Genomic DNA, 22,544 nt, shown 5'->3' with positions numbered 1-22,544 from the left:
TCTCCAGCTACCTCGGCAGCACGATCGAGTTCTACGACTTCCTGCTCTACTGATGTCGGCGATCCTGCTGGTCATCGGCCTGTGGGCGCGCGCGTCGGTGTCGGAGAGCCCGGTCTTCCGGCAGGCGCTGGCCGACGCCACCGGCACTGCCGATCCTGTCGGTGCTGCGCCGTCCCGGGCGCTGCTGCTGACCACGTTCGGGGCGGGCGCGGCGTTCGCCTTCCAGGTCGGGATGGCCACGTTCGCGCAGACTTAAGCCGCCGCGCACGGCACACCACGCCCGGCCGTGCTGCTCGGCTTCTCGGTCGCGTCGTTCCTGGCGATCTTCGCGGTGGTCGGCGCGGGCCGGCTCTCCGACCGGTTCGGCCGCCGCCCGGTCCTGCTCGCCGGGGCGATCGGCTGGGCTCTGCCGGCCTTCCCGCTGTTCACGCTCTGGGGCTCCGGCGACGGGTTGCTGGTCTTCACCGGCTTCGCGGTGGGTCTGGGTCTGCAATCGCTGATGTACGGACCACTGGGCGCCTTCATCTCCGAGCAGTTCGGCACGAGTGCCCGCCACACCGGAGCGTCGCTCGGCTACCAGCTTGCCACCCTGCTCGGCGGCGGCTTCACGCCGGCCATCCTGGCCTCGCTGTACGCGGGCACCGGCGGCACCGGCATCACCCCGGTCGCCACCTACCTGATCGCGGCCGCCGCGGCCAGCGCCGTCGCCGTGCTGCTGATCCGCGAGGGCCGCCGCCATGACCTGACCACCGTCTCCCACTGACTCCCCCCGCTCGAGGAGAAGCGATGACTGGAACGGCACGGTCCTGCTCTTCGCGCACGGCTTCGGCGGGATGCGCCCGCAGGACGCCCCCAACGATCAAACCCGGCAGATCCTTCTTTCCGAGGGGTACGCCACCCTCGGCTCCTCCTACTCCGGCCCGACCCTGTGGGCGCTGGAAACGGCGGTCGACGACCGGTTCGCGGCCCTCGGCGCCTTCACCGCCGTGCTGGGCGCGCAGCCGCGACGTACCATCGCGGTCGGCCGGTCGATGGGCGGGCTGGTCAGCGCCCGGCAGGCGCCCGGGCCGCGCGGGCGGATCGACAGGGTGCACACGACCTGCGGCATCGTGGCGGGCTGCCTCAACCTGAACAACTACCAGCTGGACGGCTTGCACGCGATCGTGGAACTGCCGGCCTCCGGCCGTACCATCCCTCTCGTCCGTCATGAATCACCGCAACAGGCCGCGCAGGCCGCGACCGTCGTCGTCGCCGCCGTGTCCGCCGCCCAGGCCACGCCGCCGGGCCGGGCCCGGATCGCGCCGGCGGCCGCGCTGTTCAATGTGTCCGGCGGAGCCGGCCCGCCGGCCGCCCTGCACGTGCTGGAGCACCGCCTGGACCGGGGCCGCCGGCCGGGCGATCCGGCCGCGTTCGGCACCGGTTACCCGGGTGGCGAGGCGAGGTTCGTGCGGTTCGCGCCGGGGCCGCTGGTCGGCGGGCTGGGCGAGCCCGGCCGGGGCAGCAGCGCGGTGAGGCCGACCGCGGCGCCGACGAGCAGCACGCTGCCGGCGATGTCGAGGACGTAGTGGTTCGCGGTGGCGATCACGACGGCCACCATGAGCAGCGGGAAGATCCAGGCGAGCAGCGCCGCGCGGGGGTGAGTGGGCCGCAGGGCGGTCCACACCGCGTACGCGCACCACAGTGACCAGCCCACGTGCATGCTCGGCATCGCCGTCCAGCCGCCGTCGCGCGAGGCGTGGCCGAAGATGCCGTGGAGCGCGACGATGTCGACCGTCCCGGGCAGCGCGAACCGGGGCGGCGACATCGGCACCGCCCAGTAGAACGGCAGCACCAGCACCATCATCGCGACCATGGCGCGGCGCACCCGGCGGTAGACGGCGACGTCCCGCAGGCCCACCCAGATCAGGGTGCCGGCGATCGCCAGGTAGTAGGCGCGGTAGAACCAGGCCGCCGCGTGCGCGAGCCTGACGTGCCCGGCCAGCCACCGGTTGGCCGGCAGCACGATGTCGAGGTGCAGGGTCCGCTCGATCGACTGCAGCGTCGCCGCGTTGGCGGTCGCCGTCAGGTGGTCGCGCCCGATGAGGCTGTGCAGCCACGCGAACAGCGCGAACCCGGCGAGCAGCCCGGCCACCTCGAGGACCGCCCGCCGCCGGGACATCAGCCGACTTCCCACAGGTGCACGGCGTCGCGGCCGGCCGTCGCCCAGGTCCCGGGGCCGGCCGGCAGGGCCGGACCGTCCGGCGTGATCGGGTAGGTGATCGGCCCGTCGGTGGTCATCGTCGCGACGTCGATCAGGAAGTGCTCCGCCTCGTCGGTGCCGACCACGGCCGTCGACTCCCACGGGAAGGCGCCCTGGAAGTCCCAGACGACCTCGTCGTCCCGCAGCGACCCGAGCGGTGTGGTGTCGCCGGCACGGTACAGGTGGAGGCCCCGCATGTCGACGTCGGCGGTGAGGAAGGACTCACCGGACGGGCTGATGTCGAGGAGGATGTCCTCGGGAAGCCGCCGCACGGTGAGTTCGTCGCCGTCCCAGTGCCCCCACAGCACCGGTGAGGACTCCTCGCCCTCGGCGACGGTCAGGCCCATGGCCGCCGGATCGGGGTGCGGGGCGTGGGCCGAGTCCGAGGCGATGGTCCCGGTCGGCACGCGGCCCAGCACCGTGCCGTCGGCGGCGTCCAGCACCAGCCACTCCTCGGGCTCGTCCTCGTCGAGGGTCCGCACGTGGGCCCAGAGCAGGCGGCCATCCGCAGAGAACCCGGCCGAACCACGGCTCGCACACCGGTGATCGCTGTCGTCGGCGTACTCCTCGAACGACGTGTGGGCGACCTCGCAGATCGCGTCCGACCAGCACCCGTGCCGCACCTCCCAGCGGGTGAGGCCGTCGCTGTCGACGGCTCGCAGCGCGTGGACCCCGGCGAAGACGACCACGTCACCGCCGGGTGCGACGGCGATCGACCCGTACCCCCGCGGCCAGGGCGCCGGGAATCGGCGATCGCCGGCCGCAACCTCGGCGTCGCCGCGCTGGACGAGCAGATTCCGCCCGGCCAGGTGGCGTACCCCGGGTTCGTCGGCAGTGGCGGGATCGAGGGGCGCGGGGAGCGTGGCGACGAGCCGGGCGACGGGCATGCCATACCTTAGACGAGCAGAAGCGTAACCGATGGGTTACGCTTCCGGGGTGGACGAGGTGGCGGGCGCGATAGCGGATCCGGTGCGGCGGGAGATCCTGCTGATGCTGCGGGACGAGCCGCTGTCGGCCGGGCAGATCGCCGGGCGGTTCGCGATCAGCCGGCCCGCGATCAGCCGGCACCTGCGGGTGCTGCGTGACGCCGGGCTGGTGCATGACGCCGCCGACGGCCGCCGCCGGGTCTACACGCTGGTCACCGGGCCGCTCGACGAGCTGGCCGGCTGGCTCGGCCGGCTCACCCGGCCGTCCGGCTGGCAGCACCGGTTCGACGCCCTGGAGACCGAGGTCCACCGCACCCGCCGGGAGCGGCGCCGTGCCGCGCCCGCCACCGCAGCTGATGAGGAGATCGCGTGAGCCCGACACCGACCGGACGCCTGTTCGGCGACGACCTGGTCCTGACCCGTGAGTTCCGTGCCCCGATCGACGACGTGTGGGCGAGCCTGACCGAGCCGGAGCGTACGGCCCGCTGGTTCGGCCCGTGGAAGGGCGACGCCGCGCCGGGCGGCTCCGTGCAGGTGCAGATGGCGCTGGAGGAGGGCGGCCCGTGGATGGACATGACGATCGACGCCTGCGAGCCACCCCGGCGGCTGGCGCTGTCCGCGGTCGACGAGCACGGCTCGTGGCGCCTCGACCTCACGCTGACCGAGCGCGACGGGGTGACCGAGCTGCGGTTCACCCAGCACCTGACCGGTGCGGAGAGTGTCGGCGAGGTCGGCCCCGGCTGGGAGTTCTACCTGGACGCCCTGGTCGCGTCGCGGGAGGGCAGGCCGCTGCCCGACTTCGGCGACTACTTCCCCTCCCAGCGGGCCTACTTCGAGGCGCAGCAGGTGAGCAAGCCCGGCGATTGAGACGGCGATTGCGGGGCACCCGGCCCGCATGACGATCACCGACGCCCCGCTCGTCCGGCTCGGCCGCATGCTCGGCGCCGACGGCTACCGGTTCACCACGACCACCCCGGCCACCCACGAGCGGGTGAACCGCCGGCCCGGCAACAAGCAGGCACGCGACGTCCGCGACGTGTTCGGGTGGAGCCGGCCGTTCGGTCCGGGCGTCCTGCCGGAGGCGATGGTGACGCTGATGGACGCCGCCGGGGTGCTGGCGCGCGACGGCGCGGTGTGGCGCAGCACGGTCCGTTTCTCGTCGTTCGACGATGAGCTGTTCGTGCATTCGGCGCACCCGACGATCGACCCGGACTCGGTGTTCTTCGGGCCGGACACGTACCGGATGGTGCACGCCGCGATCGCCGCCGCCGAGGCCCGGGACCGGCCGGTGCGGCGGGCGGTGGACGTCGGCTGCGGCACCGGCGCGGGCGCGATCGCCGTCGCGAAACGGGCGCCCGGCGCCGCGGTGGCGGCCGTCGACATCAACCCGGCGGCGCTGCGGTTCGCCGCGGTCAACGCCGCGCTGGCCGGGGTCACGGGAGTACGGCCGTGCCACAGCGACCTGCTCGCCGGCGTCGACGGCGACTTCGACCTGATCATCTCGAACCCGCCGTTCATGATCGATCCGGTCGGGCGGGCGTACCGGGACGGCGGGCCGCACGGCCACGACCTGCCACTGGCCATCGTCGACGCGGCCGCCGGGCGGCTCGCCGCGCACGGCACGCTGGTGCTGTTCTCCGGCACCGGCATCGTCGACGGGCGTGACCCGTTCCTCGACGCGGTCGCCGACCACCTGGCCGGGACCGGGCTGACCTGGTCCTACCGGGAGGTCGACCCGGACGTCTACGGCGAGGAGCTGGACGGCCCGGCGTACGCCCACGCCGACCGGATCGCCCTGGTGGTGCTGACCGCGGTCCGGGACGGCTCGTGACGGCGGCGGCGACGGCCGCGGCCCGGACGATCGGCACGTCCCCGCTGACCGTCGGCGTCGAGGAGGAGTTCCTGCTGCTCGACCCGGCGACGATGGCCAACACGCCGGCCGCGGCGACGGTGGTGGCCGCGCTCGACGCCGGCGTGCGCGGACAGAGCCGGATGGAGTTCCGGCACAGCATGATCGAGATGGTGACGCCGGTCTGCACGAGCCTGGACGAGGCCGCCGGGCACCTGCTGCGGCACCGGCGCGCCGCCGCACTGGCCGCCGAGAGTGTAGGCGCGTGCCTGGTCGCGGTGGGTGCGACCCCGGTCGCCGAGCCGGAGCGGGCGGTCACCGGAAATCCGCGATACCGGGCGATCGCCGGGCACTACGGCCGGATCGTCGACGACCCGGCGGTCTGCGGCTGCCACGTGCACGTCGGGGTGCCCGATCGCGAGCTGGCCGTGCACGTCTGCAACCAGCTACGGCCCTGGCTGCCGGTTGTGCAGGCGATGACGGTCGACTCGCCGGTGCACGCGGGCGCCGACACCGGGCACGCGAGCTGGCGGGCGATGCAGCTGGACCGCTGGCCCGGCCTGGGTCCGTCGCCGTGGCTGGCCTCGGCCGGCGATCTCGACCGGACGGTGTCGCTGGCCGTCGCCTCCGGGATGATGCTCGACGACAGCCTGATCCTGTGGCACGCCCGCCCGTCGTCCGCCTACCCCACCGTCGAGGTGCGCGTCGCCGACGTCTGCCCCACCGCCGCCGACGCGGTGCTGCTGGCCGGTCTGGTCCGCGCGCTCGTCGCCACCGCGATCGACGACATCGCCGCCGGGCGCTTCGCGCCGCCGATCCCCGACCATGCGGTGCGCGCGGCCCATTGGAACGCCGCGCATCAGGGCCTCACCCACACCCTTCTGGATGTACGCCAGGAGCGCGCCCGCCCGGCCTGGGACCTGGTCACCGACCTGGTCACCACGATCGGCCCGGCCCTGGACCGCAGCGGTGACCGCGCCCTGATCGACGCCGGCCTGGCCCGCCTGCGCGCCGAGGGCACCGGCGCGGACCGGCAGCGCCGGCTTCTCGCCGCCCGCCACGATCTGCCGTCGATGCTGGCCGCCGTCTCCCGATGGACGGTCGCCGGATAGGTGTTTCGCCGGATCGGCGGCGGGCATCCCGCCCCCATGACTGACGTGGTGGTGTACGAGAACGGCCCGCTGCTGGTCCGCGGCGACTTCACGCTGCTCACGCCGGACGGCAAGGAGATCGACCCGGGCCGGGCGACGGTGGCGCTGTGCCGGTGCGGCAAGTCGGCGATCAAACCGTTCTGCGACGGCACCCACAAGGCCGCCCGGTTCCGCGCCGAGGCGGGACGGGAGACCCCGGCGCCCCGGTCACGCGAACCCGAGTAGCGAGCTCTCCCCCCGCTGAAACGCGTCGAGCACCGCGCCCGCCCACAGCGCGTCGAGGGCGAGGGCGCAACGGGCCCCGAACAGCACGTCGGCGGCCCGTTCCGGCTCGTCGGCGCAGAAGACCCCGCACATGTCGTAGGCGGCGACCTGCTCGTGCACCGCGTCCGCCTCGACGTGCTCGTCGTAGAACCGGGTGGCGTCGGCGTCCCCACCGAGGCGGCGCAGGCCGTTGCCGTACGCCCGGTTGGGTGCGGTCGACGTCATCTCGTAGGCGGCCAGGTGCCCGAGCAGCGATCCGCGCCGCCGCCGGTGCAGGGCGAACAGCGACATCAGGTTGTTCGTGGCGAGGGTCAGCGCGGGGACGACGTCGACGTACGCCCCGTACGTGGTGTCCAGCCCGAGCGCCGTCATGGTGTTCGTGAACAGCTCCTGATGCATGTGCGCGGCACGGCCGTTGCCGTACTCGTCGATCTGGATCTCGATGAGCGCCGCCTTGGCGGCTCCCGCGAGCCGCGGGATGGCGAAGGTGTGCGGATCGGCCTCGCGCCGCTGGTAGACCGAACGGTGCGCGGCGAACTCGCGGAACTGTTCGAGGGTGCCGCGGCCCCGCAGGTATCCGGAGAGCGACGGCCCGTCGTCGTTCTCGGTCATCGCGACCAGCGTCCGCGCGATGGCCGTGGCGGTCGGTTCGGCCGGGACCTCGTCGTGGTACGGCGCGGCCAGCTCCCGCAGCGCCGCCTCGAACCTGTTCTCGGCCACCGTGCGCAGCCGGATCAGGCTCGGCTCCCACTCCCAGGCGTCGTCGACGCCGTCCCACCCACGGTAGGCCAGCTCGTACATCACGAACAGGCTGAGCTGCAGGTCCTCGTCGGTGAGAGCCGGCGCGGAGGGGTCGAATCCGGGCGCGGCGATGTCGTGCGGCGCACGGGCCAGCGCGCTGATCAGCGCCGTCGAGACGGGGCCACGGGGGGCAGGCGGTTTCATGGCGGGCTGAATGCCCCGCGGGGGCCCGGATATGCCCTGACTCACTGCCGAACAAGCGCAGATCCGGCCCGGGCCTGCCGACGGTTCGATCATGACGACCGGCAGGATCTGGGTGTTTCTCGGCGGGGCGACGTCCGCCGTCACCGGCCTGGTGATGACGTACGGCACCGACTTCGGGAACGTGCTGTACGTCCTCACCTACGTGACGATGTGCGTGATGGCGTGGATGGCCGTGGCCCGGATCGCGGCCGGCCCGGACCGCCGCCCCTGGATCCTGGCCGCCACCGCACAGACCCTGTGGCTGACCGGCGACGCCATCGAGCTCGCCTACTACTACCTGTCGTCGGCGGGCGTGCCCCCGGTCGGTGTGGCCGACGTGTTCTGGCTGGGCGGCTACCCGCTGGTGGCGGTGGCGCTCACCATGATGGCCCGCCGGCGCGCGCCCCGGCAGCTGCGCGGCGCCGTCCTGGACGGGCTCACCCTGACCGTGGCGGCCGCGCTGGCCAGCTGGCAGTTCCTGATCCTGCCGACGCTCGGCGACGGGCTCGGCCTGGCCGAGTCGATCGTGCCGCCGCTCTACCCGATCGCCGACGTGGCGCTGCTGGCCGGCGTGCTGTTCATCGCGCTGTCGCCGGGCGGCCGGGGCACGCCGACCCGCCTGCTGCTCGCCGCCGTCGGGCTCTACCTGGCGATCGACCTGTCCTACAACGTGCTGCCGTACTTCCTGGACTACAGCGTCGTGTCCCGGATCGGCCCGCTGATCATGCTGGGCAACGCGCTGATCATCGCGGCCTGCCTGCACCCGGCGCGTGCCGAGCTGACCAGTCCCGGCCAGCGGGTGAACGTGCTGCACCCGTCCCGTGTGCTCTTCCTCGGCCTGGCGTTCCTGACCGCGCCGACGCTGAGCCTGGTCCAGTCGGGCGTCGACAACAACGCGATCATCGCGCTGGTGGCGACCGCGCTGAGCACCGCGTTCGTGCTGACCCGGTTCACCATCGCGGTCCGCGAGCAGGAGCGGGCCCAGGCGCAGCTCGCCTACCAGGCCCGGCACGACCCGCTGACCGGGCTGGCGAACCGGAGCGTGCTCTCCGACGAGCTGGCGCGGTCCGGCCCGGTGGCGGTGCTCTACCTGGATCTGGACGGGTTCAAGGAGGTCAACGACACGTACGGCCACGAGGCCGGCGACCTGGTGCTGTCGACAGTGGCGCAGCGGCTGTCCGAGGCGGTCCGCGCCACCGACCTGGTGGTCCGGCTGGGCGGCGACGAGTTCGTACTGCTCTGCCCGAACCTGCCGGAGGCCGAGGCGATCAGGCTGGCCGACCGGGTCCTCGGCGACATGGCCCTGCCGATCACGTTCGGTGGCCGGACCCTGGACATCGGCGCGAGCGTCGGCATCGCCGCCTACGGCGACACCGCGGCCGACCGGGACGTGCTGCGCAGCGCGGACATGGCGATGTACGAGGCGAAGAAGCAGGGCCGCGGCCGCTGGGTGATGGCTGGCTGATCACCGACAGTGCGTATCAAACGTCCGGCGGCCGGATCTGACAGCTGAGCCCGATCGACGAAGGAGCGCTGCATGATCCCACGACGTTCCCGGTCCGGAGTCCGCTGATGGCCGCGACGCGGGCGGACCTGCTGGAGATCCGCCACCACGACGACCGCATCAGCCGCTACGAAGAGGTCACCTACTGTGCGTGGGTGGGTGGCGTGACGGTCTATCGCGACGGCGCGCAGATAGCCCGGCACGACGACGTCCTGGGCGCCCTGGCGCTGCGCCGCGCTCAGGTGAGCAGGGCCTGAAGGCGGGCGAGCACCGCGTTCTGGATCTCGGTGAAGGTCCGTCGCTCCCCCTCGGCGACCCACAGGGCGAACGACGTGCGGAACACCGTCACGCACGTCTCGGCGGCCAGGGCAGCGCTGGCCGCGTCGACGCCGCGGGCGGTCAGCGCCCTGGTCAGCGCCATCGCCAGGGACGACATCTTGAGCAGCTCGCGCTCCTGCAGGGCCTCGTTGGCCGCGATCACCGACCGGCGGGCGCGCGACCAGGGCCGGCGGTCCTCCGGGAAGAGGGCCGCCGCGCCGTCGAGGACACCCACGATCATCGTCATCGGGTCCTCGGCCCGCTCGGGCAGGCCACTGAGGAACACCCGCTCGAACTCGTCCTGGTCGACGAAGAGCACCTCACGCTTGTCGGCGAAGTGACGGAAGAACGTCCGCTCGGTCAGGCCGGCGGCGGCCGCGATCTCGGCGACGGTCGTCCCGTCATATCCCTGGGTGAGAAAAAGGCCCAATGCCGCATCTTTGAGGCGCCCGGAAGCGCCGCTCTGCCATCTCCCCATGATCCCCATCATAGTGATGTCAGAAGCTGACATCAGGGTGTAGCGTCATGTCAGTAACTGACATCACCCATTCCGAGGGAGGCACGCCATGCGCGTGTTCGTCACCGGAGCCACCGGCTGGATCGGCTCCCACACCGTCGACGAGCTGCTCGCCGCCGGCCACCAGGTCACCGGCCTGGCCCGCAGCGACGCCGGGGAGACCTCGCTGCGGGCCAAGGGCGCGCGGCCGCTGCGCGGCGACCTCGACGACCTGGACGCCCTGCGCCGCGGGACCGAGGACGCCGACGCGGTCGTGCACCTGGCCAACAAGCACGACTGGGCGAATCCGGCGGAGTCCAACCGGGCCGAGCGGGCCGCCGTCGAGACCCTCGCCGAGGCGCTCACCGGCTCGGACCGGCCGTTCGTCCTCGCCTCCGGCCTCGCCTCGCTGGCGCTCGGACGGCCGTCGACGGAGAGCGATCCCTCACCGTTCAGCGGCCCCGACGCCCCGCGCGGTGGCGCCGAGAACCTTGCTCTGGAGTACGTGGAGCGTGGCGTCCGAACCATCGCCGCGCGCTTCTCCCCCACCGTGCACGGCACCGGCGATCACGGGTTCATCGCCTACCTGGTGGCCGCCGCCCGGCGCACGGGTGTCTCCGGCTACGTCGGCGACGGCACGTCGGCGTGGTCGGCGGTGCACGTCGACGACGCGGCCCGGCTGGTCCGGCTCGCCCTCGAGCAGGCCCCGGCCGGCACCCGCCTGCACGTCGTCGCCGAGGAGGCGGTGACCACCCGGGCCATCGCCGAGGCGATCGGCCGTCACCTGAACCTGCCGGCGAAGCCGGTCGCCGCGGAGGACGCGGTGGATCACTTCGGCTTCATCGGCCGGTTCTTCGCCCTCGACATGTCCGCGTCGAGCGCCGTCACCCGGGCCGCCTTCGGCTGGCAGCCGACCGGCCCGACCCTGGCCGAGGACCTGGCCGCCGGCGCCTACGCGCACGCCTGATAGCCGGCCGCCTGCATGGTGAACAGCTGGGCGTAGAGGCCGTCCGCCGCCATCAGCTCGTGGTGCGTGCCGGACTCCACGAGCGCGCCCCGGTCCAGCACGAAGATCTGGTCGGCGTGCGTGATGTTGGCCAGCCGGTGCGTGATCAGGATCGTGGTGTGTGTGCCCTGACGGCCGCGCAACGCCCGGAACAGGGCCTCCTCGGCGCGCGGGTCCAGCGCCGAGGACGGCTCGTCCATGATCAGCAAGGGCGCGTCACGGAGGAAGGCACGGGCCGCGGTGATCCGCTGCCACTGGCCACCGGACAGGTCCTGGCCGTCCTTGAACGTCCGGTCCAGCAGCGTGTCGTACCCGTGCGGCAGGTCCTCGATCATCTGGTGGGCGGCCGCGCGGACGGCGGCGGCCTCGATGCGCCGCGGGTCGGCGGGCGCGTCGACGTCACCCATGGCGATGTTGGTGGCCGCGCTGAACGGCCACCGGTTGTGGTCCTGCAGCGCGACCGCGATGTGCGCGAGCAGCCCGGCGCTGTCCCACTCGGGATAGGGGCGGCCGTTCCAGTGGATCGTGCCGGAGGTCGGGGCGCGCAGGCCGGCGATGATCGCGGCCAGGGTGGACTTGCCCGAGCCGTTCTCGCCGACCAGCGCGATCGTCTCCCCGGCCCGGATGCCGAGGGTGACGTCGTCGAGCGCGGGCCGGTCCCGGTCCGGATAGGACAGGCACACGTGCTCGACGGCCAGGGTCCGTAGCGGTTCCGGCGCCGGGGCGGTCCGGGCCTCCGGGAGATGACCGGCCGCCGCGGTGAGGAACCGGACGTACTCGTTGAAGAACTGGCCGCTCGCGTACACCCGGTCGATCTGGAACGTGACCTGGGCCAGTGACCGCTGGGCGGCCTGCACCGCGATCACACAGGTCGCGGCGGCGGCGAGCGGGATCCGGCCGTTCAGCAGCAGGGCGCCGAGCAGCACGTACACCCCGGTCAGGGCGAGGCCGCCGATCGCCGCGCCGACGCTGGTGGTCGTGGTGACCCGCTGCGCGACCCGCAGTTCCGCGGCGATCTGCGCACCCATCACCCGGTCGTAGAGGCCGAGCAGAAAACCGCGGAGGCCGTACGTCCGCAGTTCCGCCGCCGAGTCACGCTCGGCCATCAGCCGCTGCAGCACCCACTGCCGGCGCCGCCGCGTCGAGCTGGCCAGATAGCTCTGGAACCGGACATGGCCCGCGCGCAGCGCCGCGTATCCGGTCGGCACCGTGGCCACCAGCAGCGCGAGCAGCAGCAGCGGGTGGACGGTGATCACCGCGACCGTGACGGCGATCAGGCTGACCAGGCCGGCGAACAGGTTCATCGTGTTCTGCACCAGCTCGATCGCCGCCTCGGTGCCGCGCGTCGCCCGCTCCATGCCCTCGGCGAACGTGTCGTCGTCGAACGCCTTCAGGTCGACCGCCGTGGTGTGCTCGAACAACTCCCGCTCGACCAGCAGGTGCACGCGCGGGGTGAGACCGTTCAGCGCGTACCCGGTGAGCATGCCCAGCGCCCCGCGGACCGCCGCCGCGGCCGCCAGCCAGACCAGCGCCGGCATCGCGGCCCGCACCCGATCGGGGGTCGGCCCGCCGGCGAACAGCTCGATCAGCACCCGCTGGGTCGCGATCAGGCCGAAGGCCGCCATCGCCCCGGACCCGGCGGTGGCCACCGTGACCAGCACCGTGCGCATCCGGTCGGCCCGCCACGCCACCCGCACGGCCTTCGCGATCAGGCCCGGCAGCTCGGTGAACAGGCCGAGCATGCCGGACTCGGCACGGGCCCGGACGCCGGTCTCCCACCAGCTGGGGCGCAGTTCGGGCAGGACGGCATCGGCACGCGGGGCGGGGATCCGGGTCACCCCTCTACCGGTACCGGACGGCGGGCGGCGACGGGCGCCGGCCACCCGGCGGGGTCCCCCGATCCGGCGGTTGGTCAACCCGGCGGACCCGCTGTGCGACAGACCGGGCATCGACGCTCGCAACATCGACGGTCGGCTGATCATAAGGAGTCACATGCTGCCGTTGAGCGTGGTGCTGGGGCTTGTTCTGGCGGCGGCCCTGGTCACGCCGGGTCCCGCCAACCGGGCCGGGCGGCGGTATCCGTGGGCCGGGTTCGGCGCGCTGTTCACGGTGCTCGCCGGCGCGCCGGTGCTGCCGCTGCCGATCGTGCCGCTGCTGGCCGGCGCGCAGCCGTGGCAGTGGGCGCCCGCAGCGGCCGGGCCGGTCGCCGCGTACCTGCTGGTTCGCCGGGTGAGCCCGCCCTGGTGGCGGCGCTGGCACGGATGGATGGCGAGCCGGGCGGGGCTGCTGGTGTTCCTGGTCGCCGGCGTGGAGTTGACGCTGGTCAGCCGATCCCTGCCGGCCACGGCGCAGGCGTCCCGGATCTGGATCGTGTCGCTGATCGTGACGACCGGCTATCTGGCCTGCTGGCGGGTGGTGGACACCGGCTACTGGCCGGTGCTGCTGATCCGGGACGGGGCGATCCTGCTGGCCGTCGCGGGCGTGGGCCTGTGGTGGCAGCGGCGGTACGACCTGGACGGCCCCGCGACCACGCTGCTGCTCGGGGCGGTCGCGGCGGCCGGGCTGTCGGCGCTGGCAGCCGGCCTGTGGCGGCTCGGACGCTGGCTGCGCCACGGTCCGCCGTCGTGGCCGCGGCCGCCCGGTGTCACCACCTGGCCGCCGCAGCCGGGGCAGGTGTGGAACGCGATCGTCGACCGGGTGGACCGGCCGGTGGTGGTGTGGGAGCTCGACCGGCGCTGCGCGTACGTGCTGCCGATCTTCACCGACGGCGCGCCCGGCGATCGCCTGCGGCTGCCGCTGGCCGAGTGGCACCGGGTGCTCAGCGACGACGCCTGGTTGTCGTTGCAGGTCACGCCGGTGCCGTACACCGCGTTCCGCAGTGTGCGCGGCCGCTGCCCGTACCGGTTCTGGGAGCGGATGGGCCGACGCCGGCTCGGGGCGCCGGCCGCTCCGGAGACGCCCACCCTGCGGTCGGCGGCCAACCTGCTCTGACTCAGTCGGCCACGCCGCTGAAGCCGCTCACCTTCTCCAGCCGCAGCCGCACCAGCAGCTCGCCCTCGACGGCGTTGCGGGCGCCGTAGCTGCCGGCCAGGTCCGCGCCCATGTAACGCTCCGCGATCCGGGTCGCCCACACCCGCATGTCGGCCAGGTCGGTGGAGAGCGTCACCGGGCCACGCACTGTCACGTAGGCGTAGGGCGCCACCTCCTCGTCGACACACAGGGCGGCCCGGCCGTCACGGGCCAGGGCACGGCCCTTGACCGTGTCGGCCCCGGTGTTGAAGACCAGGTCGTCGCCGTCGAGCACGAACCAGATCGGGACCACGTGCGGGGACCCGTCCGCGCGTACCGTCGCCAGCTTGCCGGTCCGGGTGCCCGCCGAGAGAAAGTCGCGGATCTCGGCCGTCGTCATCGCCTTCGCCATACCGGCATTCTGCCGGTCTCCGGGCCGGCATCCGGTCAGGTGGTGGCATCCGGGCCGGGCAGCGCCATCGGGTTGCGCTCCTCCTCACGGGCCGCGAGCCGCGCCACCGCCCCGCGGTACTGCTCACGGCTGAACTCCCCGCCGAGCAGGCCCGCCACCAGCGTTCCCTCCAGGCTCAGCGGCGCCGGCCCGGCCGGCTCGGCGGGCGCTGAGCCGGCGTCCGGAGCGGCCTGCGGATCGGGATCGGGCAGCAGGAACACCACGGCGACGGTGCCCATGATCACTGCGACGACGATGAGGAACAGCATCGCGACCACCTCCATCGACACCCATCCTCGGCCGCGCGAGCTGCCCGCGGCAGGGACGAAGGTCCCGCGTCCCGGCGATGCGGGTCCGACGCCCCTGCCCCACATTCAGTCGTGGCGATATCACGGAAGGTGAGGGCGGGAACATCCTGCCCCTCGGACGAGGGCGAGGTACGACGATGTCCCGCTACGTGTTCGACTTCATCGACGGCAACAAGGACATGAAGGATCTGCTCGGCGGCAAGGGCGCCAACCTCGCCGAGATGACCCGGATGAGCCTTCCGGTGCCGCCCGGTTTCACCGTCACCACCGAGGCCTGCCGCGCCTTCCTGCACACCGGCGCGCTGCCGGCCGAGCTGTTCCGCGAGGTCGAGGACCACCTGCGGCTGGTGGAGGCGCGGCTGGGGCGGCAACTCGGCGACCCGCGCGACCCGCTGCTGCTGTCGGTGCGCTCCGGCGGGAAGTTCTCCATGCCGGGGATGATGGAGACGATCCTGGACATCGGGCTCAACGACAGCACGGTGCTGGGGCTGGCCGGGCGCAGCGGCGACGAGCGGTTCGCCTGGGACTCCTACCGGCGGCTCATCCAGATGTTCGGCCGGACGGTGTACGGCGTGCCCGCCGAGCTGTTCGAGGCCGAACTCGACTCGGCCCGTACCGCAGCGGGCGCGGCGACCGACGCGGACCTGGACGCCGCCGCCCTCCGTGACCTGGTCGCCGCCTATCAGAAGGTGTTCGCCGACCATGCCGGGCGGGAGTTCCCGCAGTCGCCGCACGAGCAGCTGTACGCGGCGATCACCGCGGTGTTCCGCTCGTGGAACGCCGACCGCGCCGTGCTCTACCGCCGCCAGGAGCACATCCCGCAGGATCTGGGCACCGCCGTGACCGTGATGGCGATGGTGTTCGGCAACCGCGGACCGCGCTCCGGCAGCGGGGTCGCGTTCACCCGGGACCCGGCGACCGGCCGTCGCGGCGCCTACGGCGACTACCTGCCGAACGCGCAGGGCGAGGACGTGGTCGCCGGCATCCGCAACACGATGAGCCTGGACGACCTGGCCCGGATCGACCCGGCCGCGCACGTCCGGCTGCTGTCCATCATGGAGCGGCTGGAGCAGCGGTTCCGCGACCTGTGCGACATCGAGTTCACCATCGAGGACGGTGAGCTGTGGATGCTGCAGACACGGGTCGGCAAACGCACTCCGGCAGCCGCCTTCGTGATCGCCGCACAGCTGGTCGAGGAGGGCGCGATCACCCTCGACGAGGCGATCGGGCGGGTCACCGGCGAGCAACTGGCGCACCTGATGTTCCCGAGCTTCGACCTGTCGGCCGCGCCGGCGCCTCTCACCTCCGGGGTGCCCGCGTCGCCGGGCGCGGCGTGCGGCGCGATCGTCTTCGACTCGGCGGCGGCCGTCGCGGCGACCGGGCCGGTGATCCTGGTCCGGCACGAGACCAACCCGGACGACCTGCCCGGCATGATCGCCGCCCAGGGCATCCTGACCGCGCGCGGCGGCAAGACGTCACACGCCGCCGTGGTCGCCCGCGGCATGGGCGCCACCTGCGTCTGCGGCGCCGAGGAGATGACCGTCGACCCGGTGGCCGGCACGCTGACCGTCGGCTCGGCGGTGCTGCGCGCCGGTCACGTCATCTCGATCGACGGCACCACCGGGCACGTCTACGACGGGGCGGTGCCGGTCCGGCCCTCCCCCGTGGTGCGGCTGTTCGAGGGTGAGCTGTCCCCGCTCGGCGACCCGCTGCTGGCCGCCGTGCAACGCCTGATGACACACGCCGCCCACACGGCGCGGCTCGGAGTGCACGCCAACGCCGACACCGCCGGCGACGCGCGCCGCGCCCGCCGCTTCGGCGCGGCCGGGATCGGGCTGTGCCGGACCGAGCACATGTTCCTCGGCCCGCGCCGTGAGCTGGTGGAACACCTGATCCTGGCGGACACCGACGACGAACGGTCGGCCGCGCTGGACGCTCTGCTGCCGCTGCAGCGCGACGACTTCACCGAACTGTTCGCGGCGATGGACGGCCTGCCGGTCACGGTACGGCTGATCGACCCGCCGCTGCACGAGTTCCTGCCGTCGCTGGAGGAGCTGACCGCGCGGGTGGCCCGCTCCGAGGCGCTCGGTGACGACCCGGGACGTGACGGGCGGCTGCTGACCGCCGTGCGCCGGCTGCACGAGCAGAACCCGATGCTGGGGCTGCGCGGCGTACGGCTGGGCCTGATCGTTCCCGGTCTGTTCGCGATGCAGGTCCGCGCGGTCGCCCAGGCCGCTGCAGCCCGGATCGCCGCGGGCGGCGACCCGCGGCCGGAGATCATGGTCCCGCTGGTCGACACGGTCGCGGAGCTGGCGATCGTACGGTCCGAGGCGCTCGCCGTCCTGGCCGGCGAGGAAGGCGCGCCGCCGATCCCGATCGGCACGATGATCGAGGTGCCTAGGGCCGCGCTGACCGCCGGCGAGATCGCGCACGAGGCCGACTTCTTCTCCTTCGGCACGAACGACCTCACCCAGATGACGTGGGGGTTCTCCCGCGACGACGTGGAGGGCGCGTTCTTCGGCCGCTACCTGGATCTGGGAATCCTCGCCGCCTCCCCGTTCGAGACCCTCGACACCACCGGCGTCGGCGAGCTGGTGCGGGTGGCCGTCGAGCGGGGCCGCACCACCCGGCCGGATCTGATCACCGGTGTGTGCGGCGAGCACGGTGGTGACCCGGCCTCGATCCGGTTCTTCCACGACGCCGGGCTGGACTACGTGTCGTGCTCGCCGTACCGCGTGCCGATCGCCCTGCTCGAAGCCGGCCGCGCCGCGACCGGGTCCGGATCCGGCTCCGACAGCCGCTGACCTCCCGAAGGAGACCATGATGAAGGCGCTCGTCGTCTACGAGTCCATGTTCGGCAACACCGCCGAGATCGCCCGCGCGGTCGCGGACGGCCTCGCCACCCGCTACGACGTCACCCTCGCCGAGGTGCGGGAGATGCCGTCGGCGGACAGCGCCGACCTGCTGGTGGTCGGCGCGCCCACCCACGCGTTCAGCCTGAGCCGGCCCGCCACCCGGGCCGACGCGGCTCGTCAGGGCGAGATCCGCGCCGGCGCCGCGGCGGTCGGCGTCCGCGAGTACCTGGACCGGTCGCCGCGGCTGGACGGGCTGGCCGTGACGGCCTTCGACACCCGGGCGGACAAGCCGATGACCGGTTCGGCGGCCCGCAAGGCGATGCGGCGGCTGCGCCGTCTCGGTTGCCGGCCGGTCGCGCCGGTGGAGAGCTTCCGGGTCATCGGCATGACCGGCCCGCTCGCCACCGGCGAACTCGGCCGGGCCCTCCGGTGGGCGCAGAGCATCGCCGCGGATGTCCGATGACGATCAATTCAGCGTGCGCCAGTAGTCGGCGAACCTGACCCCGATCATCGCGGCCACCACCAGCAGCCAGACCAGCGGAACCGTACTGTGCACGGCGAGCAGCGGCCCGGTCACCCGGCGAGGCGCGGGCAGATGTCCCCGTTCGGCGTTGGCCAGCGTGAGATAGGAGAAGATCAAGATCATTACCACCCACACCACCATGCAGTACGGGCAGAGCGCCCCGATCCGGTAGAGGCTCTGCACGATCAGCCAGTGCACGAAGACCACCCCGAACAGGGCCCCGGCCTGCAGCGCCAGCCACCACCAGCGCGGCAGCCGGGCCCCGGCCAGCAGCGCCGCCCCGGTCGCCGCGACCACCGGAAACGCGGCCACGCCGATCAACGGGTTCGGGAAGCCGAACACCTCCGCCTGCGCGGTCGTCATGATCGAACCACAGGACAGGATCGGATTGATCGAGCAGCTCGGCGTGTACGACGGGTCCTTGAGCAGCGCGATCTTCTCCACCGTCAGCACGAACGACGCCAGCCCGCCGACGAGCCCACCGACGGCAAGAAGCCAGCCGATCAGCCGATCCGAGAGCACCGGCCGCCCCGCCGTGCCGCCACCTCGATCCGGCCGCACCGACCGGGTCATCCCGGCGCCTTCGCCGTCGGCGCGCTTCTGCCGAGCCATCGAGTCCGCGCCGTCCCCAGCGCCTTCGCCGTCGGCGCGCGCCGGCCCGGCCCCGTCTCCGTCGGCGCGCTTCTGCCGGGCGATCCGGCCGACGCCGTCTCCGTGGGGCAGCTTCGGCCGGGTCATCGGGCCAGCGCCTTGTCGATCGCTGCCTTGACCTGGCCGAAATCGGTCTGCTCGCCGTTCACGAAGAATGTCGGCGTACCCCGGACACCGAGCGCGGTGCCGTCGGCCGCGTCGGACTTCACCCGCTCGGCGACCTCGGCGCTGGTCACGTCCGTGGTGTATTTCGCCATGTCGAGGCCGAGCTCGCTCGCGTACCCGGCGAAGACCGGCGCCCGCGACTCCTGCGCATGGCCCCACTGGCGCTGGTTCTCGAAGAGTTTGACGTACATCTCGGTGAACCGGCCCTGCCGGGCGGCGGCCTCGGCGGCGTGCGCGGCATGGTAGGCGTTGGGGTGGCTGTCGATCGGGAAGTACCGCACGGCGTAGGTGATGCGGTCGCCGTATTCGGCGCGCAGCCGCTCCACCTCGGGATAGACGGCGCCGCACGACTCGCACTCGAAGTCGAGGAACTCGACGACGGTCACCTTGCCGTCGGCCGCCGTGTTCAGCCGGTGACTGTCGTCACGGACGGCTGCGGCGGCGCCGGCCGGCGATCCCGGCTCGGTCAGATCGACGATCACGATCAGCAGCAGTACGGCGAGCGCGGCGCCGAGCACCGTCAGCGTCGCCTTGAGGTTCGTGCTCATGCCGGGTGATCGGGTCAGTTGCCGGGTCGCGGCGCGGGTTTTCCGGGACTTGCTCGCAGACATGACGGGTCCTTTCGCCGGTACGAAGAAGGAACGCCCACACGCCCGGGCGGGGTGCGGGGAGGTGCTCGGCCGCCGGCTTCGAACCGGGCGGCGGAGCGGGGTGGTCAAGGGCTGGCAGTGGACAGGTCACCTCCCGGCCGGACGACCGGAAGCCGGACGACCGGAAGCCGGACGACCGGAAGCGGGGCAATCGGCCGGCCGGAGGCGCGGTGACGTGGTTATTCGGTGATCGATGACGCCACGGCTGCGCGGTCGCGCCGCGTGACACGACGGCGCGGGTCACATGTGCCGCATGGCAGCGCGGTCACGCGGTCTCCGCAGTCACACGGACGGCCACCGCAGCGCGAGTCACCAGGGCGACACGACCACGCACTCACACGACCGACACCGCGACGCTGGCCACGCGGGCAACACGACCGCTAGTCACATGCGCACCCACGACACGGTCACCCGGGCGACCGCGGAGGCCGAGTCAGGCGCCGAACCCGAGCGCGCGAATCGCACGAGCGACACCGCGGCGCGGGCCACTCAGCACCCCGCACCGCACGTCACACAGGTGACGCGGCAGCGCAGGTCATGCGGAATGACGCGGCGACGAGGTCCGCGGCGGCTCGACAGGGCGGGTCATGCCGGGTGACACGGCGGCGCGCGTTACGTGGGCGACGCGGCGGCGTGGGCACCCGGGTGACGGCGCGGCGGGTCGGTTGTGCGACAGTGCGGCGGCCCGGAGGAGGGACTATATGCGGAGAACGCCTGGCTGAGGCTGTGCCGCGGCGAGTGGCGGGATGGCGTCGGCCGGGGGCACGGCCGTGCCGGGTGGGCCGGGCACGGTGCGCAGGTCGGGCAGCAGGATGCCGGTGGTGTCGGCCGGCGGGCGTGGCTGCGGGGCGGCCGGCGAGGCCCAGGTGTCGCTCCGGTGGCGGCCGCCCGGGAGCTGGTGGTCGCCGGTGTTCTCGTGGCCGCACGCCTTCTGCACGGCGACCACGACCGGGCTGTCGACGGTGGGGCCGAAGCGATCACGGGCGTTGCCGGGCGTCAGCTGGCTGACCGCGAGCAGGAACAACGCCATCAGGGTGGCGACGATCGCGGCGGATCGGGGGCCGGGGCGACGTGGGAGCACCGGCATGCCTTCCTCCCTTCGCCTGGCGTTGACCGTATGTGGCGTCACAGGCTACCCCAAGTCACGCCGGCGGGGCGGCGATCGCCTCTTGCGCGACCGGAGAGCAGGGTCGTCCGTACCGTCGCACGATCTGTGGTGTGGGCGCCCCGGGCGCCGGCTGCCGATGGCATGGAAGCGTTCCCAATTCATTGACAGAGTTCGATTACAGCGCTTACCGTCAGCCGAGGAAAGCGCTTACCCGCAGCGTACGGCCGAACCCACCGATTCGGCCGCGCGCCGGTCGCCATTCCCCAGGCGAGGGTTCGCGCCGTCCGCCCCCATTGCCGCCACCCCGGGCGGCATCCGTCCCCCAACGGAGGAACCCCCATGCCCACTCGGAGAACCGTCCTCTCCACCCTGTCCGCGGGCGTCCTGGCCGCGGGCGGGCTCGTCGCCGCCACCCCGGCACCGGTCTGGGCCGCCGAGTCCAGCCCGGTCGGGTACGCCAGCCTCAACGGCGGAACCAGCGGCGGCTCCTCGTCGACGGTCGTCACCGTGACGACCGCGGCCGCGCTGAAGTCGGCGCTGAGTTCCGGCACGTCGCAGACCGTCCGGGTGTCCGGGCTGATCACGATCTCCGGCATGTACAGCGTCGCCTCGAACAAGACCGTCATCGGTGTCGGCGCGAGCTCCGGCATCACCGGCGGCGGGTTCAACCTGTCCGGCGTGCGCAACGTGATCATCCGCAACCTGGTCTTCCGGAACGCGAGCGACGACTCGATCAACGTCCAGGAGGGCTCGACGAACATCTGGATCGACCACAACGACCTGGCCAACGGCTACGACGGCCTGATCGACATCAAGCGCGGCTCGGACTACATCACCGTCTCCTGGAACCGCCTGCACGACCACGACAAGTCGATGCTGCTCGGCCACAGCGACGACAACGCGAGCCAGGACCTCGGCAAGCTGCGCGTCACGTACAAGCACAACTGGTTCGACGGCACCAACCAGCGGCACCCGCGGGTCCGCTTCGCCAACCCGGTCCACGTGCTCAACAACTACTACAGCAACATCGGGTCGTACGGCGTCGCCTCGACCATGAACGCCGGTGTCTTCGTCGAGCGCAACTACTTTGAGAACGTCGCCAACCCGACGGTCACCCAGACCGGCGACTCGGACCCGGGCAACATCAAGGTCCTCAACAACTACAAGGTCAACTCGGGTACGGAGCAGGTCCGCAACGGCGCCAGCGTCGCCGCGATCCCCTACTCCTACACCCCGCAGGCCAACAACACGGTCAAGGCCACGGTGGTGGCCGGCGCCGGAACCGGCAAGATCTGAGCCCCTCTGCCCCACCCCGGCGGTGCCCGCTCCCGGCGAGCGGGCACCGCCTCTTTGCGCGGCCGCCCGCCGGCTCGCCGGGTGTCACCCGATGGCGTTGACCGGAAGCTGTGAATTCCCCATGTCTCTGGTGATTCGGGCGCTCGGTGGGTCGACGCCGACGACGGCAGGACCTACCGTTGACGGCCCGGAAACATTCGGGTAACTGGAGGTTCCGCATGGCCGCCAGCACGCTCGACGTCACCACCACCTCCGACGGAACCCTCGTCATCCACCCCCGCCGACTGCGCGCCGACGAAGACGCGACCGAGTTGCGGCGGGCCCTGGTCCACGCCATCCGGCACATCCGCCCGTCCCACCTGGTCCTCGACCTGGCCGACGTCCGCGAACTGGACCCGATCAACCTGGGCGCCCTGGCCGCGGCCTGCCACCTCGGCGACGACCATCAGGTGACCGTCTTCGTCGACCACACCTCGGCGGGCACAGCCCTCCTGCTGACGGCGGCCGGCGTACCGATCCACCGCATCCGCCACATTCTGTGAACCGTTGGCCGTTCCGGTCCCGCCGGGACGGCCGCAGCGGCGGAGGACGGTCTTGGCATCGACCGCTGACCGCCCGGCTATTGCGCGGAACGATCACGATCTGTCATGTTCGGACGGATCCGCCCGTGGTGACCGGCCGAGGAGGGAGCGCAGCCGCCGCGGCGGCGAGATTCGGCGGCGAGACCGCTCAACTTGTGCCCGGCCGGGCCGACGGTAGGGAAACGTCACATCTTCGGGGAGTCCTATGCC

General features: G+C 72.7%; 25 protein-coding genes. 15 read left to right on the top strand and 10 right to left on the bottom strand.

What is annotated here, in order from left to right:
* Positions 1–52: 52 nt before the first annotated feature.
* Both BM290_RS39735 and BM290_RS39730 read left to right on the top strand, forming a co-directional pair.
* Complete coding sequence (locus tag BM290_RS39735) at positions 53–256, top strand: hypothetical protein (RefSeq protein ID WP_093621127.1); 204 nt, start codon at positions 53–55, stop codon at positions 254–256.
* A gap of 30 nt (positions 257–286) precedes the next feature.
* Positions 287–763 (top strand): MFS transporter, encoded by a 477-nt coding sequence (locus tag BM290_RS39730; RefSeq protein ID WP_093621126.1) that lies wholly within the window; start codon positions 287–289, stop codon positions 761–763.
* 657 nt (positions 764–1,420) lie between these two features.
* Here the strand turns inward: BM290_RS39730 and BM290_RS39720 are convergent.
* Both BM290_RS39720 and BM290_RS39715 read right to left on the bottom strand, forming a co-directional pair.
* Complete coding sequence (locus tag BM290_RS39720) at positions 1,421–2,158, bottom strand: phosphatase PAP2 family protein (RefSeq protein ID WP_093621124.1); 738 nt, start codon at positions 2,156–2,158, stop codon at positions 1,421–1,423.
* Entirely contained in the window at positions 2,158–3,126 is a 969-nt protein-coding gene (locus BM290_RS39715) for a hypothetical protein (protein WP_093621123.1), read from the bottom strand. The genes BM290_RS39720 and BM290_RS39715 overlap by 1 nt, the downstream gene beginning before the upstream one ends.
* A gap of 31 nt (positions 3,127–3,157) precedes the next feature.
* On the opposite strand from BM290_RS39715, the gene BM290_RS39710 reads away from it, so the two are divergent.
* From BM290_RS39710 to BM290_RS39690, 5 genes are all read left to right on the top strand, one after another.
* Positions 3,158–3,538, top strand: coding sequence for a metalloregulator ArsR/SmtB family transcription factor (locus BM290_RS39710; protein WP_093621122.1), 381 nt, complete (start codon positions 3,158–3,160; stop codon positions 3,536–3,538).
* Entirely contained in the window at positions 3,535–4,032 is a 498-nt protein-coding gene (locus BM290_RS39705; RefSeq protein WP_093621121.1) for an SRPBCC family protein, read from the top strand. Before BM290_RS39710 ends, BM290_RS39705 begins: the two co-directional genes overlap by 4 nt.
* A gap of 28 nt (positions 4,033–4,060) precedes the next feature.
* Positions 4,061–4,996: a methyltransferase gene (locus BM290_RS39700; RefSeq protein ID WP_093621120.1), complete on the top strand. Its 936-nt coding sequence runs from the start codon at positions 4,061–4,063 to the stop codon at positions 4,994–4,996.
* Positions 4,997–5,088: 92 nt separating this feature from the next.
* A complete protein-coding gene (locus tag BM290_RS39695) occupies positions 5,089–6,126 on the top strand; it encodes a carboxylate-amine ligase (protein WP_093621150.1) in 1,038 nt (345 codons plus the stop codon).
* Positions 6,127–6,162: 36 nt separating this feature from the next.
* A complete protein-coding gene (locus BM290_RS39690; RefSeq protein WP_093621119.1) occupies positions 6,163–6,390 on the top strand; it encodes a CDGSH iron-sulfur domain-containing protein in 228 nt (75 codons plus the stop codon).
* On the opposite strand, the gene BM290_RS39685 is transcribed toward BM290_RS39690, so the two are convergent.
* Positions 6,373–7,374 carry an iron-containing redox enzyme family protein gene (locus tag BM290_RS39685; RefSeq protein ID WP_093621118.1) on the bottom strand — a complete coding sequence of 334 codons (1,002 nt, stop codon included), beginning with the start codon at positions 7,372–7,374 and terminating at the stop codon, positions 6,373–6,375. The two genes, BM290_RS39690 and BM290_RS39685, sit on opposite strands and share 18 nt — an antisense overlap.
* A 91-nt stretch (positions 7,375–7,465) precedes the next feature.
* Between BM290_RS39685 and BM290_RS39680 the strand changes: the two genes are divergently transcribed.
* Both BM290_RS39680 and BM290_RS39675 read left to right on the top strand, forming a co-directional pair.
* Entirely contained in the window at positions 7,466–8,878 is a 1,413-nt protein-coding gene (locus tag BM290_RS39680; RefSeq protein ID WP_093621117.1) for a GGDEF domain-containing protein, read from the top strand.
* 107 nt (positions 8,879–8,985) lie between these two features.
* Positions 8,986–9,174, top strand: coding sequence for a hypothetical protein (locus BM290_RS39675; RefSeq protein WP_093621116.1), 189 nt, complete (start codon positions 8,986–8,988; stop codon positions 9,172–9,174).
* Here BM290_RS39675 and BM290_RS39670 read toward each other — a convergent pair.
* Complete coding sequence (locus BM290_RS39670) at positions 9,156–9,713, bottom strand: TetR/AcrR family transcriptional regulator (protein WP_093621149.1); 558 nt, start codon at positions 9,711–9,713, stop codon at positions 9,156–9,158. The two genes, BM290_RS39675 and BM290_RS39670, sit on opposite strands and share 19 nt — an antisense overlap.
* Positions 9,714–9,801: 88 nt before the next feature.
* On the opposite strand from BM290_RS39670, the gene BM290_RS39665 reads away from it, so the two are divergent.
* Positions 9,802–10,698 (top strand): SDR family oxidoreductase, encoded by an 897-nt coding sequence (locus BM290_RS39665; RefSeq protein WP_093621115.1) that lies wholly within the window; start codon positions 9,802–9,804, stop codon positions 10,696–10,698.
* On the opposite strand, the gene BM290_RS39660 is transcribed toward BM290_RS39665, so the two are convergent.
* Positions 10,683–12,479, bottom strand: a complete 1,797-nt coding sequence (locus BM290_RS39660; RefSeq protein ID WP_239143863.1) for an ABC transporter ATP-binding protein — start codon at positions 12,477–12,479, stop codon at positions 10,683–10,685. The two genes, BM290_RS39665 and BM290_RS39660, sit on opposite strands and share 16 nt — an antisense overlap.
* Positions 12,480–12,729: 250 nt before the next feature.
* Here BM290_RS39660 and BM290_RS39655 point away from each other — a divergent pair, with 250 nt between their 5' ends.
* On the top strand, positions 12,730–13,728 hold the full coding sequence (locus BM290_RS39655) for a hypothetical protein (RefSeq protein WP_093621113.1): 999 nt from the start codon (positions 12,730–12,732) through the stop codon (positions 13,726–13,728).
* 1 nt (position 13,729) lies between these two features.
* Here BM290_RS39655 and BM290_RS39650 read toward each other — a convergent pair whose 3' ends face one another.
* Both BM290_RS39650 and BM290_RS39645 read right to left on the bottom strand, forming a co-directional pair.
* Positions 13,730–14,158, bottom strand: a complete 429-nt coding sequence (locus BM290_RS39650; RefSeq protein ID WP_093621112.1) for a PPOX class F420-dependent oxidoreductase — start codon at positions 14,156–14,158, stop codon at positions 13,730–13,732.
* Positions 14,159–14,193: 35 nt separating this feature from the next.
* Positions 14,194–14,481 carry a hypothetical protein gene (locus BM290_RS39645; RefSeq protein ID WP_143134100.1) on the bottom strand — a complete coding sequence of 96 codons (288 nt, stop codon included), beginning with the start codon at positions 14,479–14,481 and terminating at the stop codon, positions 14,194–14,196.
* A gap of 161 nt (positions 14,482–14,642) precedes the next feature.
* On the opposite strand from BM290_RS39645, the gene ppdK reads away from it, so the two are divergent.
* Together ppdK and BM290_RS39635 are read left to right on the top strand one after the other, a co-directional pair.
* Positions 14,643–17,309 (top strand): pyruvate, phosphate dikinase, encoded by a 2,667-nt coding sequence (gene ppdK, locus BM290_RS39640; protein ID WP_093621110.1) that lies wholly within the window; start codon positions 14,643–14,645, stop codon positions 17,307–17,309.
* A gap of 19 nt (positions 17,310–17,328) precedes the next feature.
* Positions 17,329–17,823: a flavodoxin family protein gene (locus BM290_RS39635; RefSeq protein WP_093621148.1), complete on the top strand. Its 495-nt coding sequence runs from the start codon at positions 17,329–17,331 to the stop codon at positions 17,821–17,823.
* A 3-nt stretch (positions 17,824–17,826) separates the two neighbouring features.
* Here the strand turns inward: BM290_RS39635 and BM290_RS39630 are convergent, their stop codons facing one another.
* From BM290_RS39630 to BM290_RS39620, 3 genes are all read right to left on the bottom strand, one after another.
* A complete protein-coding gene (locus tag BM290_RS39630; protein WP_093621147.1) occupies positions 17,827–18,456 on the bottom strand; it encodes a vitamin K epoxide reductase family protein in 630 nt (209 codons plus the stop codon).
* A 161-nt stretch (positions 18,457–18,617) separates the two neighbouring features.
* Positions 18,618–19,247, bottom strand: coding sequence for a DsbA family protein (locus BM290_RS39625; protein ID WP_093621109.1), 630 nt, complete (start codon positions 19,245–19,247; stop codon positions 18,618–18,620).
* A gap of 799 nt (positions 19,248–20,046) precedes the next feature.
* Positions 20,047–20,436 carry a hypothetical protein gene (locus tag BM290_RS39620; protein ID WP_093621108.1) on the bottom strand — a complete coding sequence of 130 codons (390 nt, stop codon included), beginning with the start codon at positions 20,434–20,436 and terminating at the stop codon, positions 20,047–20,049.
* Positions 20,437–20,796: 360 nt separating this feature from the next.
* Here BM290_RS39620 and BM290_RS39615 point away from each other — a divergent pair, with 360 nt between their 5' ends.
* The gene (locus tag BM290_RS39615) at positions 20,797–21,753 is read left to right on the top strand and encodes a pectate lyase family protein (RefSeq protein ID WP_093621107.1); all 957 of its coding nucleotides are present in this window, start codon (positions 20,797–20,799) and stop codon (positions 21,751–21,753) included.
* Between the two features lie 218 nt (positions 21,754–21,971).
* Entirely contained in the window at positions 21,972–22,295 is a 324-nt protein-coding gene (locus BM290_RS39610) for an STAS domain-containing protein (RefSeq protein ID WP_093621106.1), read from the top strand.
* Positions 22,296–22,544: the final 249 nt, after the last annotated feature.

It is taken from the genome of Actinoplanes philippinensis (assembly GCF_900113015.1).
GTDB classification, from domain to species: Bacteria; Actinomycetota; Actinomycetes; order Mycobacteriales; family Micromonosporaceae; genus Actinoplanes; species Actinoplanes philippinensis.
Note: the sequence above shows the minus strand (reverse complement) of the source record. Positions and strands in the feature narration are given on the sequence as shown.

Bases quoted from the DNA above. Each gene is read 5' to 3' on its own strand.
- BM290_RS39735 (WP_093621127.1), top strand. From the start codon at position 53: ATGTCGGCGATCCTGCTGGTCATCGGCCTGTGGGCGCGCGCGTCGGTG.
- BM290_RS39720 (WP_093621124.1), bottom strand. From the start codon at position 2,158: ATGTCCCGGCGGCGGGCGGTCCTCGAGGTGGCCGGGCTGCTCGCCGGG.
- BM290_RS39715 (WP_093621123.1), bottom strand. From the start codon at position 3,126: ATGCCCGTCGCCCGGCTCGTCGCCACGCTCCCCGCGCCCCTCGATCCC.
- BM290_RS39710 (WP_093621122.1), top strand. From the start codon at position 3,158: ATGGGTTACGCTTCCGGGGTGGACGAGGTGGCGGGCGCGATAGCGGAT.
- BM290_RS39700 (WP_093621120.1), top strand. From the start codon at position 4,061: ATGACGATCACCGACGCCCCGCTCGTCCGGCTCGGCCGCATGCTCGGC.
- BM290_RS39695 (WP_093621150.1), top strand. From the start codon at position 5,089: ATGGCCAACACGCCGGCCGCGGCGACGGTGGTGGCCGCGCTCGACGCC.
- BM290_RS39690 (WP_093621119.1), top strand. From the start codon at position 6,163: ATGACTGACGTGGTGGTGTACGAGAACGGCCCGCTGCTGGTCCGCGGC.
- BM290_RS39685 (WP_093621118.1), bottom strand. From the start codon at position 7,374: ATGAAACCGCCTGCCCCCCGTGGCCCCGTCTCGACGGCGCTGATCAGC.
- BM290_RS39680 (WP_093621117.1), top strand. From the start codon at position 7,466: ATGACGACCGGCAGGATCTGGGTGTTTCTCGGCGGGGCGACGTCCGCC.
- BM290_RS39675 (WP_093621116.1), top strand. From the start codon at position 8,986: ATGGCCGCGACGCGGGCGGACCTGCTGGAGATCCGCCACCACGACGAC.
- BM290_RS39670 (WP_093621149.1), bottom strand. From the start codon at position 9,713: ATGGGGAGATGGCAGAGCGGCGCTTCCGGGCGCCTCAAAGATGCGGCA.
- BM290_RS39665 (WP_093621115.1), top strand. From the start codon at position 9,802: ATGCGCGTGTTCGTCACCGGAGCCACCGGCTGGATCGGCTCCCACACC.
- BM290_RS39660 (WP_239143863.1), bottom strand. From the start codon at position 12,479: ATGCTCGGCCTGTTCACCGAGCTGCCGGGCCTGATCGCGAAGGCCGTG.
- BM290_RS39655 (WP_093621113.1), top strand. From the start codon at position 12,730: ATGCTGCCGTTGAGCGTGGTGCTGGGGCTTGTTCTGGCGGCGGCCCTG.
- BM290_RS39650 (WP_093621112.1), bottom strand. From the start codon at position 14,158: ATGGCGAAGGCGATGACGACGGCCGAGATCCGCGACTTTCTCTCGGCG.
- BM290_RS39645 (WP_143134100.1), bottom strand. From the start codon at position 14,481: ATGGAGGTGGTCGCGATGCTGTTCCTCATCGTCGTCGCAGTGATCATG.
- ppdK (WP_093621110.1), top strand. From the start codon at position 14,643: ATGTCCCGCTACGTGTTCGACTTCATCGACGGCAACAAGGACATGAAG.
- BM290_RS39635 (WP_093621148.1), top strand. From the start codon at position 17,329: ATGAAGGCGCTCGTCGTCTACGAGTCCATGTTCGGCAACACCGCCGAG.
- BM290_RS39630 (WP_093621147.1), bottom strand. From the start codon at position 18,456: ATGACCCGGTCGGTGCGGCCGGATCGAGGTGGCGGCACGGCGGGGCGG.
- BM290_RS39625 (WP_093621109.1), bottom strand. From the start codon at position 19,247: ATGAGCACGAACCTCAAGGCGACGCTGACGGTGCTCGGCGCCGCGCTC.
- BM290_RS39620 (WP_093621108.1), bottom strand. From the start codon at position 20,436: ATGCCGGTGCTCCCACGTCGCCCCGGCCCCCGATCCGCCGCGATCGTC.
- BM290_RS39615 (WP_093621107.1), top strand. From the start codon at position 20,797: ATGCCCACTCGGAGAACCGTCCTCTCCACCCTGTCCGCGGGCGTCCTG.
- BM290_RS39610 (WP_093621106.1), top strand. From the start codon at position 21,972: ATGGCCGCCAGCACGCTCGACGTCACCACCACCTCCGACGGAACCCTC.